The organism is Shinella sp. GW821-FHT11G07 (genome assembly GCF_058808115.1).
This window is the reverse complement of sequence record NZ_JBXARJ010000005.1, coordinates 164,643-179,205: the sequence shown is the minus strand read 5'-3', so window position 1 is coordinate 179,205 and position 14,563 is coordinate 164,643. Positions and strand designations below refer to the sequence as shown.

Below are 14,563 nucleotides of genomic sequence, written 5' to 3'. Positions count from 1 at the left end.
AGGCATGACGATCGATCCGACGGTCAAGCAGCAATTGGGGGAATACCGGCAGTCGATCGACAATATCGACGCTGCCCTTGTGCATATGCTCGCCGAGCGTTTCCGCTGCACCCAGGCGGTGGGCGTTCTGAAGGCCACGCATGAACTGCCGCCGGCCGACCCGGCGCGCGAGGAATACCAGATCGAGCGCCTTCGCCGCCTGGCGAAGGATGCCAATCTGGATCCGGATTTCGCGGAGAAGTTTTTGAACTTCATCATCCACGAGGTGATCCGGCACCACGAAGCCATTGCTGCTGAACACAGCGGCGCAAACCAGAATACCGCTTGAAACAAGCGGTCACCTACATCCAAGGAGAAATGACATGGCACTGAAAATTCGTCTCGCCCGCGGTGGCTCCAAGAAGCGTCCGTACTACCAGATCGTTGTTGCCGACGCCCGTTCGCCGCGCGATGGCCGCTTCCTGGAGAAGGTCGGTTCGTGGAACCCGATGCTCGGCAAGGAAGACGCGACCCGCGTCCAGATCGACGCCGACCGCATCAAGGAATGGCTCTCCAAGGGTGCTCAGCCGACCGACCGCGTTGCCCGCTTCCTCGATGAAGCCGGCGTCGTGAAGCGCGAAGCCCGCAACAACCCGGACAAGGCAAAGCCGGGCAAGAAGGCGCTCGAGCGCGCTGCCGAGAAGAAGCAGAAGGAAGAAGACGCCGCTGCTGCTGCCGCTGGCGAATAATTTTCCCTGACATCATCTTGAACGGGCGGCGTGTTCCATGCCGCCCGTTTTTATTTGCCCGTTTTTATTTGGACGAAGCTCAAGAACGTCGTAAAGCGTTTTCGCGTAGCTGAAGCCTCATCGAACGTTCGGAACCGAACCATGGCGAAACCGGAAAATCCTATCCTCATGGGCACCATCGGCGCGGCCCAGGGCCTGCGCGGCGAAGTCCGTGTGAAATCCTACACCATCGACCCGACGGCGATCGGTGACTACGGCCATCTGCACACCCAGGACGGCCGGTCCTTCGAGGTGCTGGAGGTGCGCGAGGCGAAGAACGTCGTCGTGGTACGCTTCCGCGGCATCAACGACCGCAACACGGCCGAGACGCTGAATGGCCTTGAGCTCTATATCGATCGCGACAACCTGCCGGACGAGGAACTGGACGAGGACGAGTTCTTCTATGCCGATCTCGAAGGCCTGGAGGCCGTCGACACGCAGGGCCGCAGCCACGGCACGGTGACCGGCATCTTCGATTTTGGTGCAGGTGATCTCCTGGAGCTCAAAGGTCCCGGCAAGCGTCCTGTGCTCATTCCGTTCTCCGAAGCTGCCGTGCTGGAAATCGATGTCGATGGCGGCCGCCTGGTGATCGACGCCTTTGCGGCCGGTCTCGAGGAAGAAGAAAAGGAAGGCCCCGGCAGCCGGCGGCGCCGCCCCCCCGAAGACGACGGGGAATGACGTGGCTTTCCGCGCCACCATCCTGACGCTCTACCCGGAAATGTTTCCGGGCCTCCTGGGCCAGTCGCTGTCCGGCAAGGCGCTGGATCGCGGCGACTGGGCGCTCGACTGCGTGCAGATCCGCGATTTCACGACCGACCGCCACCGCACCGTGGACGACACGCCGGCCGGCGGCGGTGCCGGCATGGTACTGAAGCCGGACGTTCTGGCGCGTGCCATCGATCATGCCTCCGAGGGCGACAGCCGCCCGCGGCTGCTGATGAGCCCGCGTGGGCTGCCGCTGACGCAGGCCCGCGTGCGCGAACTCGCTGCGGGCGAGGGCGTGATTGTGGTCTGCGGCCGTTTCGAGGGTGTCGACCAGCGCGTCATCGACGGGCGGCAACTCGAAGAAGTGTCGATCGGCGATTACATTCTCTCGGGCGGCGAGCCGGCGGCGATGATCCTGCTCGATGCCATCGTGCGCATCCTGCCGGGCGTGATGGGCAATGCGCTGTCCGGCGAGCATGAAAGTTTCGAGGGCGGGCTGCTGGAGCATCCGCACTATACGCGCCCGCAGGTCTGGGAAGGCCAGGAAATCCCCGGCGTGCTGACCTCCGGCCACCATGCGGCGATCGACAGATGGCGCCGCGAGGAGGCCGAGGCGCTGACGCGTGAGCGCCGGCCGGATCTTCTCGCTCAGCCCGTCACGAAATAATAGACCGTCAGCGCCGCACCGACAGCGACCACCAGGGCGCGGATGACCGGCTGCGGCACGCGTCGTGCTGCCCAGACACCGGACCAGCCGCCAAGTGCGCCGGCCGGCACCATGACGGCCGCCTGCGGCCAGCCGACCACATCGCCGCTGGCAAAGACGACGATCGCGACGGCGGCGATCACCACGGCCAGGAAATTCTTCAGCGCATTGAGCCGGTGGTAGTCGCCGCCTTTCGTGAGGCCGAGCACGGCGAGCATCATGATGCCCATGCCGGCGCCGAAGAAGCCGCCATAGATCGAGGTCGCAAACTGCCCGGCAAGGCCGAGCGGCGAAACCGGCGTTTCGGCATGCAGCGTCTTCGGCTTGAGATAGGGGCCGGCGGCGAAGATGACGGTCGCGGCGAACAGCAGCCAGGGCACCAGCGCGCGGAAGGACGGATTGTCGAGCGACAGCAGCAGCAGCGCTCCGCCAAGGCCGCCGACGAGGGAAATCACCCCGAGCAGTGCCGCTTCGCGCCAGTCCGCCCTGATCTCCTTGGCATAGGCAAGCGAAGAGGTAACATAGCCGGGAAACTGGGTGATCGAGGAGGTGGCATTGGCGACGATCGGCGGCAGGCCGGTCAGCGTCATCGCGCCGAAGGTGAGGAACGTGCCGCCGCCGGCAATGGCGTTCACCACGCCCGACAGGAAGCCGGCAACGAAAAGCAGTATGGCATCGGCTATGGACATGATACTCCCAGCGGCAGCGGCCGGGATGCCGTGCCGCTCCTCCCTTTTGGGTGATAGCGTGGCCGCAAGGGACCGGCAAGCGCCGAAAACCGGCTCTTCAAGGCGGATTCTTTCGGCCTCGGGGATGACAAGCCGGTTCGATTGGTGTATTGGCCCGCACGGATTTGGGATAACCCAGCCGACCTGCAAGCAAAGAATGGCGAATCCGCTCCGCCCGGCAACGGGCTAACCCAAGAGGCATGACCTCGCAAGGTGACCGTCGAGCGCTCTGGCTGTTTCAGAAGAACCAGAAGGTTTAGACCGATGAACATCATCCAGCAGCTCGAAGCCGAACAGGCCGCGAAGATCGAAGCCAAGCGCACGCTTCCGGAATTTTCCCCGGGCGACACGCTCCGCGTCAACGTCCGCGTGACGGAAGGTACCCGTACCCGCGTCCAGGCCTATGAAGGCGTGTGCATCGCCCGTTCGGGTGGCAGCATCAACGAGAGCTTCACCGTTCGCAAGATTTCCTACGGCGAAGGCGTCGAGCGCGTATTCCCGGTTTACTCGCCGCTCGTCGAAAGCGTCGAAGTCGTGCGTCGCGGCAAGGTCCGTCGCGCCAAGCTCTATTACCTGCGCGATCGTCGCGGCAAGTCGGCTCGTATCGTCGAGAACACCGGCACGCGCGCCCGCAGCCTGAACGACGCCGAGCGCGCCGCTGTTGCTGAAGAAAAGGCCCGTCTCGAGGCCGAGAAGATTGCAGCAGCCCAGGCACTCGCCGCTGAAAAGGCCGCAGCTGAAGCCGCCGAGAAGGCCGCTGCCGAAAAGGCAGCAGCAGAAGCTGCTGAAGCCGCAAAGGCTGCAGAGCCCGCCGCTGAATAATCAGCGCGGCATCTGATCGATCGAAGCCGTCGGCCTGTGCCGGCGGCTTTTTTCGTTTCTGCGGGTTTTACTGGCTTTTCGCGCCAAGTTCGGCGGCGATACGATGAACCTCGCCCTCGAGATTCTTGCCGGGGCAGGCGGTCTGGGCGAAATCCTTGTGGGTGCCGATGCGGTCGGCCGGAATGCCGTACTGTCTGGAAAGATCGCGGATCAGCGTCTTCAGCGCGGCCAGCTCCTCTGCCGTCGGTTTCTCATTCTCGAAATTGCCCTCCACGACGATCGTGATATGGCCGGCCGGATTGTACTTCGTGTTGGTATCACCGACGAAGCTGATCTGCCGGCCCTCGGCGATCTTGCCATCCACGGCGATGTAGAAGTGGTAGGGAATGTCGGCCCAGGGCTCCTTCGTGCGCCCGTCCGCAAGCTTGGATTTCGCCTGCGAAAAGGCCTGTAGCGACGTCATCTTCTTGACGATCGAAAGGCCGTGTTTGCTGCGCGTAGCGGTGTGGTGCACGGTAATGCGTGACGGCGTCTGCTTTTCCATCGCCAGCACCGGCTTGCGGGCGCCCCATTCGGCCCGGCTCATCACCTCAGCGGCGCCCGCTGAAGACGCCATCACGAACGAGGCGAGGAGAAGAAATGCCGGTCTTGTGATGCCCATCAGCGGATTTCCTTGATGTATGCGTCTCCCACAACCTGTTGCGCGTTGCCGAGTTCCCGCAGGGCCGTGCTTTTCTTGTAGGGACCCATCACCACGGAGTAGAGCCCGTCGGCAAGGCTTCGGTAGTTGTTCGTATCGATGATGGAGACGTCATAGCCCCGGTTTCGCATCAAGCCGGCGCGCTTGCGGGCCTTTTCCGCTTGGCCCTGCGGGAAGGAGCCGAGGATGACGAACCAGCCAGCCGAGACGCGCTGGGTCTCGAGCCCGGTATTTGCCTCGGGTTCCACATCCTCGTCCGTGTCCGGTACCTGCTTGACCTCCTCCACCTTCGCCTTGCTCGCGGCCTCTGTCTCAAGCTCCTCCACGAGCGCGCGCGCATAGTCGGCGTAGCGGCTGTCGGGAAATTTGCGCAGGAAGGCCTGGTGGATCTTCAGGCTGCGCAGGTCCTTGATGGCGTTCCATTCCTCAAGCGCGGGATCGACCTCGGCCTGAACGGAACCCCGGTTGTTTGTCTCGTCCGGCGTTTCCTTGGCCGTCTCGACGGGCGTAGCCTGACTGCCGCCAGGAAGAAGCACGATCTCGCCGGTGATCTGGTCGTAGAAGGCGGGTTGCTGCTTGCGGCCGACAGTCTTTGCCGTCGCCTCCACCTCGCTCTGTACGGCCTTGGCGAGCGCGATATGGCTCATGCCGGGCTTTTGCAGCAGCGGCAGCAGGGTGCGTGTAAAGATCGAATTGGGATTGGCGTCATTGTCGCCGAGCCGGTCGAGCGCTTCCTGCCCGGCGCCCGCCGACATCAGCACGAACGTGCCCGTCGGTGGTGCCACGACCTGAAGGCCACGCGTCGCGCCGACGCTCCGGCCACCTTTCGAGGCGAAGGGATTGTTGCGGCAGGCATCGAGCACGAAGAAGCTGACGGCGGCGCCTTTGCCCTGCACGCGCGCCAGGAGGTCGTCGACCACATGCGCCTCGTCGCGCACCAGGCCGGCATTGCTGGTATCGGGGATGTCGACCGGCAGCAGGATGTTCTGGCCGTCGATCGCCACGCCATGGCCGGCAAAGAAGAAGAAGGCCGTGTCACCGGGCGCGATGCGTTCGACGAAGTCGGCGAACTTCGCATTGATCTGGCGCCGGGTCAGGTTTTCGCCGAGATCGACGGCGAAATCGAGTTTGGCCAGCGACTGCGAGACGGCGCGTGCGTCGTTCACGGCCTTCTGGAGCTGCGGCACGGCCTCATAGGCGTCGTTGCCGATGACGAGCGCCACGCGTTTGGCCGCGGCAGGAACCGTGCCGAACAAAAGACAAGTCAGAATGATAAACAGATATCTCATGGAAGCCCCCCGGCCATGCCATCCACCAAGCCTACGCCCATGCTCTTCGCGCGAAAAGAGCAAAGGTGAAAGAAGCGCGCGGCTTGCCTAGCGAACAGTAACTGTGACAGTGTTCCGCCGCCACAATTCAGGAGCATAGTTGATGTTTTCCCGCCGCGCCGTCCTTGCAGGCCTTGCTGCCGTTGCCCTCATGCCCGCCGTCGCTTTCGCCTCGGACCTGCCGGACCTCGGCGGCAAGACGGTCGTCGTCGTGACGGAAAATGCCTATCCGCCGATCCAGTTCGTCGATCCCAAGACGGGCGAGCAGATCGGCTGGGAATATGATGCGATGAACGAGATCGCCAAGCGGTTGAACTTCAAGGTCGAGTACCAGAACACCTCGTGGGACGCGATGATCCAGGCCGTCTCCGACAACCAGTACAACATCGGCATGACCGGCATCACCATCAAGGACGATCGCAAGGAGAAGGTGGACTTCTCCGACCCCTATATGCGCTCGCAGCAGTTCATGCTGGTGCGTGCCGACGAGACGCGCTTCACCGATGCAAAATCCTTCGCAGCGCTGACGGACGGCCTGATCGCCGCGCAGCCTGGCACCTCGCCTTTCTACACCGCCGTCTATGAAATCCTCGACGGCAACGAGCAGAACCCGCGCATCAAGCTGTTCGAGACATTCGGCGCCACGGTGCAGGCGCTCCAGGGCGGTGATGTCGATCTCGTGCTGACCGACAGCGTTGCCGCCAAGGGGTATGTCGATGCTTCCAACGGCAAGCTGAAGGTCGTCGGTGATCCGCTCGGCACGGAAGACTTCGGCTTCATCTTCCCGAAGGGGTCTGATCTCGTCGCCCCCGTCAACGCGGCGATCGCCTCGCTCAAGGCGGATGGCACGCTCGACGCCCTCAACAAGAAGTGGTTCCTCGACTACAAGATGGGCCAGTAGCGGGCGGCCATGGCGCCCGTTTCTTCCGACGCGTCGAAGGGCGACTATCCCTGGTGGCTGGTCGCGCTCGGCGTGATCGCGCTGGCGCTTGCCGGCGTCATCGTCGCCAATGATCTCTACACCCAGGTGTTCAGCGTCGTGCTGAAGGGGCTGTGGGTCACGATCTTCGTGACCCTCGTCGCCTTCCTGCTCGCCACCATGCTCGGCCTCGGTGTCGCGCTGATGGCGCTGTCGGACAGCAAGGTGCTGCGCCAGATCGCCCGCTTCTACACGGAGGTGATCCGTGGCGTGCCGATCCTCGTGCTGTTGTTCTATATCGCCTTCGTCGGTGCGCCGGCGCTGGTGGCGGTGATCAACCTCGCGCTCTCGCCGCTTGTCGGTGCCGGCCTTGCCGAGCCGATGCAGGTGCGTGACCTCTCCTTGATGTGGCGGGCGATCTTCGCGCTGATGATCGGCTATTCCGCCTTCATCGCCGAGGTTTTTCGCGCCGGCATCCAGGCGGTCGACAAGGGGCAGATCGAAGCGGCCAAGGCGCTCGGCCTGTCGCGTTTCCAGCGCTTCCGGCTCGTCGTCTTCCCGCAGGCGGTGCGCGTCATCCTGCCGCCGCTCGGCAACGATTTCGTTGCGATGGTGAAGGACAGTTCGCTCGTCTCCGTGCTCGGCGTCGCCGACATCACGCAGATGGGCAAGGTCTACGCCTCCGGGTCCTTCCGGTTCTTCGAGACCTACTCCATCGTCGCCTATGTCTATCTCATCCTGACGATCGGCCTTTCGCTGGGCTTGCGCGCCCTGGAAAGGCGCCTGCGCCGCAACTGAGCTTACTCGCGGGCAAGAATGATCAGGCGGTCGGTGGGATCGAACGTGATCTTTTCCGACTTTGCCGGATTGACCACGACACCGCCCATGTTGCGCGGGTCGTGGCCCGGCGCATTGGCGCGGCTGTAGCCGAGCGCCACCTCGCCGCGGATGAGGGCGGCGAGGTTGACGGTGTAGAAATTCACCGGCCGGTCGATGGCAATGTAGTCGGTGACCGGTCGCATGTAGATTTCCGAGCCGTCCTCGTCGAGCAGCTCGTCAAAGATCTGCGCCATCAGTTCGTTTTCCGAGGCCTGCGCCAGCATCAGGCTCACCAGCTTGTTGCTGACGACGAAGTCGTCGGCGCGTGTGACGGCTGCGAGGTTGCGGTTGCGCACGTCGATCATCTCGCTGACGATGCCGATATGCTGGTTGGCGGCATCCGCGATCTTGCGCAACTGGAGCAGCGTCACCAGCGTGGCGGTGTCGGCCGGCTGTGCGGCCATGTGGTCGCTGTAGCCGAGCACCAGCACATGGTCGTAGGACGGCACGTCGAGCGCATCGAGTGCCGCGCGGTTCGACGTGTCGATCGCCGTGCAGCGAACCGTCAGGTTCTCCTGCAAATAGGAGAGCCCTGCGACCTCCGCCTCGAGATTGGGCGTGTTGGCGGCGATCATCAGCTCGGAGCCCGGCGAGACGTAGCGCGACAGCTCCTGCGTAATGATCGGCCCGCGCCGGTTCCAGCCAAGCAGCAGTGTGCGCTCCGGTCCCGGCTCGCGGTGGACGCGCGGCCGCACGATCTCACGGTCGACCTCGAATTCTCCCGTCCGGAGCTTGATCGTCGCATCGTCCTCGGCAATGAGGATTGCCCGTTCGCCGGCGAGGATGATGTGGTTCGTCGGCGGGTTGAGATGCACCACGCCGTCATTGTCGCAAAGGCCGATCAGCGTCGATGTCTCATAGGCCATGACGGCATTGCCGAACGACTTGCCGACAAGGGCCGGCTGTTCGACTGTGTAGATTTCCGAGCCGTCGAAATCGAGCAGTTCGGTATAGACCGCCGAAAGGCCGGCCTGCCGGCTGGAGCTGACGACGATGCGGGAGATCAGTTCATCGGCGAGCACCAGCTGAAGTTCCGAGCCGCCGACGATGCGGGCGACTTCGGCGTTCTTCTCGTCGCGGATCTCGGCGGCGATCCGGTAGGGCTCCTTGCGTCGGCCGGGATCGTTGACGAGGGCGAGCACGGTCTTGATGACCTCGGAATCGGCATAGTCGCTTTCCGGCGACAGCACGATGATCGAGCGCGACGCCTGCGGATTGACGATGTTGACGTCGTAGAGGTCGGTCGGGTCGCCGCTGCGGCAGATGATGCGGGTGCTGCCGAGGTCCTCGATCTTGTTGGCGATCTCGTCCTCCATCTCCACCTTGTCCTTGTTGGCCATGATGACGATGCGCGCATTGCGGCGGCTCTGGTTGGCAATGACGAGTTCGGAAATGACGTCGAAGATCGACGGCGACCAGTTGAAGATGATCGTGTGGTCTTTTTCGAGCACATGCGAGCGGCCCTTGCGCAGCTCGTCGAGCTTTTCGTCGAGGCCCGAGCTCAGCACGCCGATGAGGGCGGAGAACACGAAGATGCCGGCAACGGTGACGAAGAGCGAGACGCCGCGGAAACCCCAGCCGACATCGCCGCCCATGGCGCCTGCATCCATGGTGCGCATCAGCGATTCCCAGGCGCCTTCGATGAAGGAAACGGGTTCGCTGCCCTGCTGGGTAATGCCGGTTATCGCCAGGAACAGGCCGGCGACGACAATCACGACCAGCGAGATCACGGTCAGCCAGCCGATCAGCGCGATCGGCCCCGCCGCCATGCTCTTGTCGAACTGGTAGCGCAGGCGGTCCCGCCAGGTAATCGTCTTCATATTCTGTCCCCTTGACCGACCCTTAGCCGGATACGCCTATCGAGTGTCAAATATTCGGAGCCGGGGCAAGGAGGACGGGCGGATATTTTCGGAAACAGCGTGCGTGGCGGGGCAGCCACCAACTTGCCGAGCCTGCGAAAAATCGCTATATGCGGGACCATGGAATCCAAATTCGGATGCACGGAAAAGCATGTCGTCGTGCTGCAGGACCATAAGCGCCTGCCGGCACGCTTCTTTGCGCGTGTCTTCGGGGCGCTCACCAGCCGCCTAGCCTGATCGCTCTCGATCCTGCAAGCCCGTGTGCTTGCTGAATTCCTGTACCCTCAACATGCCAAGCGGATGAAGAGCTATGAGCGCACCCCGTACCCTCTATGACAAGATTTTCGACGATCATATCGTCTCCCGCCAGGAAGATGGCACCTGTCTTCTCTACATCGACCGTCACCTCGTTCACGAAGTGACGTCGCCGCAGGCTTTCGAAGGCCTGCGCATGGCCGGCCGCAAGGTTCGCGCACCGGAAAAGACGCTCGCCGTCGTCGATCACAACGTTCCCACCTCGCCGGATCGGGCGCAGGGCATCAAGAACGAGGAAAGCCGCATCCAGGTCGAGGCGCTTGCGACCAACGCCGCGGAATTCGGCGTCGAATACTATTCGGAAAAGGATGTCCGCCAGGGCATCGTGCACATCGTTGGTCCCGAGCAGGGTTTTACGCTGCCGGGCATGACCATCGTCTGCGGTGACAGCCACACCTCCACGCACGGCGCCTTCGGTGCACTGGCGCACGGCATTGGCACGTCGGAAGTGGAACACGTTCTGGCGACCCAGACGCTGATCCAGAAGAAGGCGAAGAACATGCTGGTGCGCGTCGACGGCCAGCTGCCGCCGGGCGTTACCGCCAAGGACATCATCCTCGCCATCATCGGCGAGATCGGCACGGCCGGCGGCACCGGCCACGTCATCGAATTCGCAGGCGAGGCCATCCGCTCGCTGTCGATGGAAGGCCGCATGACGATCTGCAACATGACGATCGAAGGCGGCGCTCGCGCCGGCCTCATCGCGCCCGACGAAAAGACCTTCGAATATATCAAGGGCAAGCCGCGCGCCCCGAAGGGCCAGGCGCTGGATATGGCGATCGACTATTGGAAGACGCTCTACACGGAAGAAGGCGCGCATTTCGACCGTGTGGTCGTGCTCGATGCCGCCAACCTGCCGCCGATCGTCTCCTGGGGTTCTTCGCCGGAAGACGTCGTTTCCGTGCAGGGCGTCGTGCCGAACCCGGACGAGATCGATGACGAGACCAAGCGTTCCTCCAAGTGGCGCGCGCTCGACTATATGGGTCTGAAGCCGGACACCAAGATCACCGACATCGCCATCGACCGTGTCTTCATCGGCTCCTGCACCAACGGCCGCATCGAAGACCTGCGTGCCGTCGCCGCCGTCGTCGAAGGCAAGCAGGTGGCGTCGACCGTCAGCGCCATGATCGTTCCGGGCTCGGGCCTCGTGAAGGAGCAGGCGGAGAGGGAAGGCCTCGACACGATCTTCAAGGCGGCCGGTTTCGACTGGCGCGAGCCGGGCTGCTCCATGTGCCTTGCCATGAACGACGACCGCCTGAAGCCGGGCGAGCGCTGCGCCTCGACCTCGAACCGCAACTTCGAAGGCCGCCAGGGATTCAAGGGCCGCACGCACCTCGTGTCGCCCGCCATGGCCGCCGCCGCCGCGATCGCCGGCCATTTCGTCGATATCCGCGAGTGGAACTGATCACGGCTTCATTGCCGTTGTGATACAAAGCCGGGAGCACGCTCCCGGCTTTTTCATTTGTAGGAGATCCCCATGAAACGCCTCCTCTTGTTGCGCCACGCCAAATCCGCTTGGCCGGAGGGCGTGGAAGATCACGATCGCCCCCTTGGCGACCGCGGCCACCGGGACGCGCCACGCATGGGCGCCTACATGGCCTCCGCCGGCCTCCAGCCGGATTTCGCGCTGGTCTCGTCGGCGCGGCGCACGCAGGAGACCTGGGCGCTTGTCGAACAGGCGTTTGCGAAGCCCTGCCCGTCCCGTACGGTGCCGTCGATTTATGAAGCCGAGCCGGCGGCCATTCGCGCGGCGATCCAGGCGGCACCGGAGGAGAGCAAAACGCTGCTCGTCATCGGCCACAATCCGGGTTTTGAGAATTTGGCCGCGCTCTTGGCGTCGGACGGCGATGGGGATGCGCTGGCTCGGCTGCGGACGAAATATCCGACGGCGGGGTTGGCGGTGATCGTCTTCGATGTCGAGCGTTGGGAGAATGCCGCCCCGGGAACCGGTCGGCTCGAAGGCTTCGTCACGCCGAAGACGTTGCCGTAAACGAAACGGGCGGCCGAAGCCGCCCGTCGCAGGATCAGAACGTTGCCGTCATCGGGTCCGGCCCGATGCGCTTGCCGTCCCTTTCGAGGCCGGCGAAGGTCGCCATGTCTTCGGCGTCGAGCTTGAAATCGAAGACCTTGAAGTTCTCCGCGATGCGCGACGGCGTCACCGATTTGGGAATGACCACCAGCCCGTTGTCGATGTGCCAGCGGGTGATGACCTGGGCGGGCGTGCGGCCGTGTTTGGCGGCGACCTTGGCGACGACAGGGTTTTCCAGCAGCGTGCCCTGGCCGAGCGGGCTCCAGGACTGGGTGATGATGCGGTGCTTGTCGTGGTAGGCCCGCGTCTCGGTCTGCGGGAAGTCCGGGTGCAGCTCGATCTGGTTGATGACTGGCGTGATGCCGGTCTCGTCGATCAGGCGCTGCAGGTGCGCGGGATAGAAGTTGGAAACGCCGATCGAGCGGGCGCGGCCTTCCTTCTGCAGCTGGATGAAGGCCTTCCAGGTATCGACATACTGGCCGCGGTGCGGTGCCGGCCAGTGGATGAGGTAGAGATCGACATAATCGGTGCCGAGCCGTTTCAGGCTGGCATCGAACGCCTTGAGCGTCTGCTCGTAGCCCTGGTCGGAGTTCCAGAGTTTCGTCGTGAGGAAGATTTCGGCACGGTCGACGCCGGATGTGCTGATACCCTCGCCGACACCCTGCTCGTTCTCATAGATCGCCGCCGTGTCGATGTGGCGATAACCGGTGGCGAGCGCTGCCTTGACCGCGGTCACGGCGGTGTCGTTCGGGGTCTGCCAGACGCCGAGGCCGACCTGGGGAATGCTGTTGCCGTCATGAAATGTGATTGTCGTTTGATCGCTCATCAGGATGTCTCCGTGAAAATGGACGGCGTGCTTGAACCCGAAGGTTTCCCGTGGCGCCTTGCAGCCTGGCGACGGTCGGGATGCATATAGGTCCGGCGGCGCGCTATTTCAGCGGCGCTCCGGCAGAAAATTCAGAGAACCCGCACGACCGTGCCGCGGCGCAGATGCGGCAGGATCAGCAGCATGTTCCGCCGGGAAACGGCGATGCAGCCGGCGGTTTGCGGGCGGTCCGGGTCGAAAAGATGAAAGAAGATCGCCGACCCGGCATTGCGGCGGCGCGCCGTGACGTTCCAGTCGAGCACGAGGCAGATATCGTAGAGCGTGTCCTCGCGCTGCATGTCTTCATGGCTCGGCTTGAAGGGCGCGCGGACCAGGCGATTGTAGTTTGGGTGGCCGGGATCGTCGCACCAGAGCATGGAGGGGCGGACGCGGCGAAGCGGCAGGGCTGTCTTCGGCTGGGCCAGCCGGTCTCCGCGCAGGAAGCCGGAGAGAAGCTGCATGGCGGCGATGGGCGTTGCGCCATCACCCTCGCGCTTGCGGCTGGTGCGCCCGGAGCGCCCGATGACGGCGGGGATGCGCAAGGAACCGACCTGCACGATCGCGCGGGTCTTGTTGCCCGGTGCAGGGCGCACGAGGACAGTCTTCACGCAATGTTTAGGAGAAGTGATCCGGCTCATCCATCCCTGCCATATTCGCGCCATGGGGCAATTTAACAGGCTAAGACACAGGCGCACCCGGAAGGCCATCCCTTCCATTTGAATTTTGGGCACAACTCCCTTACTTTCCAGGGGAATGCCGAGAGGTAAAGCATGACATCCCGCACGATCCTTCTTGTCGACGACGACAACGACCTCCGTGAAACGCTCGTCGAGCAGCTTTCGCTCTATGAGGAATTCACCACGCTCGAGGAAACCACGGCCGGCAAGGGCATCCAGGCGGCCCGCAGCAACCAGATCGATCTGCTGATCATGGATGTCGGCCTGCCGGACATGGATGGGCGCGAGGCGGTGAAGCTGCTGCGCAAGGGCGGCTTCAAGGCGCCGATCATCATGCTGACCGGGCACGATACCGATTCGGACACGATTCTCGGGCTCGAAGCCGGCGCCAACGACTATGTGACGAAGCCGTTCCGCTTCGCCGTGCTGCTCGCACGCATCCGCGCACAGCTGCGCCAGCACGAGAGCAGCGAAGACGCCACCTTCAGCGTCGGGCCCTACACGTTCAAGCCCGGCCAGAAGCTGCTGACGCTGGAAAACGGCCAGAAGATTCGGCTGACGGAAAAGGAGGCGGCGATCATCCGCTACCTCTACCGCGCCGACCAGAAGGTGGTGACGCGCGACGTGCTGCTGGAGGAAGTCTGGGGCTATAATTCCGGTGTGACGACCCACACGCTGGAGACCCACGTCTACCGCCTGCGCCAGAAGATCGAGCGCGACCCTTCCAATGCGGAGATTCTCGTGACAGAGAACGGCGGGTACAAGATCGTACCGTAATTCAAGAGGAGCGCCCGACGTGGCACTCGCTGACGACATCGCCCTTCTGTCCCGCGTGCCGCTCTTTGCGGGGCTTTCCGACGACAAGCTGCGGCTGATGGCCTTTGGTGCGGAGCGTCGCCGGCTGGTCGAGGGGCAGACGCTGTTTCGCGAGGGCACATCGGCCGATTGCGGCTTTGTCGTCGCTTACGGCGCCTTCGGCCTGACCTCGACACTGCGCGACGGCTCGACGCGCGACGAAGGCATGGCGGATGCCGGCACGCTTCTCTCCGAACTAGCCATGATTTCCGCGGTGGAGCGGAAGTATACGGCGGTCGCCATCGAGGACAGCGAGGTCATCCGCATCAACCGGCCGCTGTTCCGGCGCATGCTGGAGGAATATCCTGATGTCGCCGTGCTCGTCGATGCGCGCATCCGCGAAAATCTTTCAGCGATGATTACCCAAATGCGCGGCCTCGCCCGCCGCTTCGCTTGAGCTCTTCCAGCG

Annotated in this window: 17 protein-coding genes; 11 read left to right on the top strand and 6 right to left on the bottom strand. The window is 63.5% G+C overall.

Annotated features, from left to right (window positions below):
* Positions 1–4 precede the first annotated feature (4 nt).
* The 4 genes from AC1RT2_RS11935 to trmD all read left to right on the top strand — a co-directional run bounded on the left by AC1RT2_RS11935 (position 5) and on the right by trmD (position 2,139).
* Positions 5–328, top strand: coding sequence for a chorismate mutase (locus AC1RT2_RS11935; protein ID WP_069060657.1), 324 nt, complete (start codon positions 5–7; stop codon positions 326–328).
* A gap of 34 nt (positions 329–362) precedes the next feature.
* Positions 363–728: a 30S ribosomal protein S16 gene (gene rpsP, locus AC1RT2_RS11930; protein WP_069060658.1), complete on the top strand. Its 366-nt coding sequence runs from the start codon at positions 363–365 to the stop codon at positions 726–728.
* A 141-nt stretch (positions 729–869) separates the two neighbouring features.
* Positions 870–1,445, top strand: a complete 576-nt coding sequence (gene rimM / locus AC1RT2_RS11925; protein WP_493102085.1) for a ribosome maturation factor RimM — start codon at positions 870–872, stop codon at positions 1,443–1,445.
* Between the two features lies 1 nt (position 1,446).
* The gene (trmD, locus tag AC1RT2_RS11920) at positions 1,447–2,139 is read left to right on the top strand and encodes a tRNA (guanosine(37)-N1)-methyltransferase TrmD (RefSeq protein ID WP_069060660.1); all 693 of its coding nucleotides are present in this window, start codon (positions 1,447–1,449) and stop codon (positions 2,137–2,139) included.
* Here the strand turns inward: trmD and AC1RT2_RS11915 are convergent.
* The gene (locus tag AC1RT2_RS11915) at positions 2,121–2,867 is read right to left on the bottom strand and encodes a sulfite exporter TauE/SafE family protein (protein WP_493102082.1); all 747 of its coding nucleotides are present in this window, start codon (positions 2,865–2,867) and stop codon (positions 2,121–2,123) included. The two genes, trmD and AC1RT2_RS11915, sit on opposite strands and share 19 nt — an antisense overlap.
* A gap of 303 nt (positions 2,868–3,170) precedes the next feature.
* On the opposite strand from AC1RT2_RS11915, the gene rplS reads away from it, so the two are divergent.
* On the top strand, positions 3,171–3,728 hold the full coding sequence (gene rplS, locus AC1RT2_RS11910; RefSeq protein ID WP_069060662.1) for a 50S ribosomal protein L19: 558 nt from the start codon (positions 3,171–3,173) through the stop codon (positions 3,726–3,728).
* A 67-nt stretch (positions 3,729–3,795) separates the two neighbouring features.
* On the opposite strand, the gene AC1RT2_RS11905 is transcribed toward rplS, so the two are convergent.
* Positions 3,796–4,389: a peptidoglycan recognition protein family protein gene (locus tag AC1RT2_RS11905; protein ID WP_493102080.1), complete on the bottom strand. Its 594-nt coding sequence runs from the start codon at positions 4,387–4,389 to the stop codon at positions 3,796–3,798.
* On the bottom strand, positions 4,389–5,717 hold the full coding sequence (locus AC1RT2_RS11900) for a caspase family protein (RefSeq protein WP_493102078.1): 1,329 nt from the start codon (positions 5,715–5,717) through the stop codon (positions 4,389–4,391). Before AC1RT2_RS11900 ends, AC1RT2_RS11905 begins: the two co-directional genes overlap by 1 nt.
* A 142-nt stretch (positions 5,718–5,859) precedes the next feature.
* On the opposite strand from AC1RT2_RS11900, the gene AC1RT2_RS11895 reads away from it, so the two are divergent.
* Both AC1RT2_RS11895 and AC1RT2_RS11890 read left to right on the top strand, forming a co-directional pair.
* On the top strand, positions 5,860–6,657 hold the full coding sequence (locus AC1RT2_RS11895; protein ID WP_493102076.1) for a basic amino acid ABC transporter substrate-binding protein: 798 nt from the start codon (positions 5,860–5,862) through the stop codon (positions 6,655–6,657).
* A 9-nt stretch (positions 6,658–6,666) separates the two neighbouring features.
* A complete protein-coding gene (locus AC1RT2_RS11890) occupies positions 6,667–7,473 on the top strand; it encodes an amino acid ABC transporter permease (protein WP_493102074.1) in 807 nt (268 codons plus the stop codon).
* A gap of 2 nt (positions 7,474–7,475) precedes the next feature.
* On the opposite strand, the gene AC1RT2_RS11885 is transcribed toward AC1RT2_RS11890, so the two are convergent.
* Entirely contained in the window at positions 7,476–9,374 is a 1,899-nt protein-coding gene (locus AC1RT2_RS11885) for a CASTOR/POLLUX-related putative ion channel (RefSeq protein ID WP_493102072.1), read from the bottom strand.
* Between the two features lie 349 nt (positions 9,375–9,723).
* Between AC1RT2_RS11885 and leuC the strand changes: the two genes are divergently transcribed.
* Together leuC and AC1RT2_RS11875 are read left to right on the top strand one after the other, a co-directional pair.
* Positions 9,724–11,133: a 3-isopropylmalate dehydratase large subunit gene (leuC, locus tag AC1RT2_RS11880; RefSeq protein ID WP_069060667.1), complete on the top strand. Its 1,410-nt coding sequence runs from the start codon at positions 9,724–9,726 to the stop codon at positions 11,131–11,133.
* A gap of 72 nt (positions 11,134–11,205) precedes the next feature.
* Positions 11,206–11,718 carry a SixA phosphatase family protein gene (locus AC1RT2_RS11875; protein ID WP_493102070.1) on the top strand — a complete coding sequence of 171 codons (513 nt, stop codon included), beginning with the start codon at positions 11,206–11,208 and terminating at the stop codon, positions 11,716–11,718.
* A gap of 34 nt (positions 11,719–11,752) precedes the next feature.
* Here the strand turns inward: AC1RT2_RS11875 and AC1RT2_RS11870 are convergent, their stop codons facing one another.
* Together AC1RT2_RS11870 and AC1RT2_RS11865 are read right to left on the bottom strand one after the other, a co-directional pair.
* Positions 11,753–12,583, bottom strand: coding sequence for an aldo/keto reductase (locus AC1RT2_RS11870; protein WP_493102068.1), 831 nt, complete (start codon positions 12,581–12,583; stop codon positions 11,753–11,755).
* Between the two features lie 131 nt (positions 12,584–12,714).
* The gene (locus AC1RT2_RS11865; protein WP_493102066.1) at positions 12,715–13,230 is read right to left on the bottom strand and encodes a L,D-transpeptidase family protein; all 516 of its coding nucleotides are present in this window, start codon (positions 13,228–13,230) and stop codon (positions 12,715–12,717) included.
* A 162-nt stretch (positions 13,231–13,392) separates the two neighbouring features.
* On the opposite strand from AC1RT2_RS11865, the gene AC1RT2_RS11860 reads away from it, so the two are divergent.
* Both AC1RT2_RS11860 and AC1RT2_RS11855 read left to right on the top strand, forming a co-directional pair.
* Positions 13,393–14,076 (top strand): response regulator transcription factor, encoded by a 684-nt coding sequence (locus AC1RT2_RS11860; protein ID WP_493102064.1) that lies wholly within the window; start codon positions 13,393–13,395, stop codon positions 14,074–14,076.
* A 19-nt stretch (positions 14,077–14,095) separates the two neighbouring features.
* Positions 14,096–14,551, top strand: a complete 456-nt coding sequence (locus tag AC1RT2_RS11855; RefSeq protein WP_069060672.1) for a cyclic nucleotide-binding domain-containing protein — start codon at positions 14,096–14,098, stop codon at positions 14,549–14,551.
* Positions 14,552–14,563: the final 12 nt, after the last annotated feature.

Bases quoted from the DNA above. Each gene is read 5' to 3' on its own strand.
- AC1RT2_RS11890 (WP_493102074.1), top strand. From the start codon at position 6,667: ATGGCGCCCGTTTCTTCCGACGCGTCGAAGGGCGACTATCCCTGGTGG.
- AC1RT2_RS11860 (WP_493102064.1), top strand. From the start codon at position 13,393: ATGACATCCCGCACGATCCTTCTTGTCGACGACGACAACGACCTCCGT.
- leuC (WP_069060667.1), top strand. From the start codon at position 9,724: ATGAGCGCACCCCGTACCCTCTATGACAAGATTTTCGACGATCATATC.
- AC1RT2_RS11935 (WP_069060657.1), top strand. From the start codon at position 5: ATGACGATCGATCCGACGGTCAAGCAGCAATTGGGGGAATACCGGCAG.
- AC1RT2_RS11870 (WP_493102068.1), bottom strand. From the start codon at position 12,583: ATGAGCGATCAAACGACAATCACATTTCATGACGGCAACAGCATTCCC.
- rpsP (WP_069060658.1), top strand. From the start codon at position 363: ATGGCACTGAAAATTCGTCTCGCCCGCGGTGGCTCCAAGAAGCGTCCG.
- AC1RT2_RS11905 (WP_493102080.1), bottom strand. From the start codon at position 4,389: ATGGGCATCACAAGACCGGCATTTCTTCTCCTCGCCTCGTTCGTGATG.
- rimM (WP_493102085.1), top strand. From the start codon at position 870: ATGGCGAAACCGGAAAATCCTATCCTCATGGGCACCATCGGCGCGGCC.
- AC1RT2_RS11915 (WP_493102082.1), bottom strand. From the start codon at position 2,867: ATGTCCATAGCCGATGCCATACTGCTTTTCGTTGCCGGCTTCCTGTCG.
- AC1RT2_RS11875 (WP_493102070.1), top strand. From the start codon at position 11,206: ATGAAACGCCTCCTCTTGTTGCGCCACGCCAAATCCGCTTGGCCGGAG.
- AC1RT2_RS11895 (WP_493102076.1), top strand. From the start codon at position 5,860: ATGTTTTCCCGCCGCGCCGTCCTTGCAGGCCTTGCTGCCGTTGCCCTC.
- rplS (WP_069060662.1), top strand. From the start codon at position 3,171: ATGAACATCATCCAGCAGCTCGAAGCCGAACAGGCCGCGAAGATCGAA.
- AC1RT2_RS11900 (WP_493102078.1), bottom strand. From the start codon at position 5,717: ATGAGATATCTGTTTATCATTCTGACTTGTCTTTTGTTCGGCACGGTT.
- AC1RT2_RS11885 (WP_493102072.1), bottom strand. From the start codon at position 9,374: ATGAAGACGATTACCTGGCGGGACCGCCTGCGCTACCAGTTCGACAAG.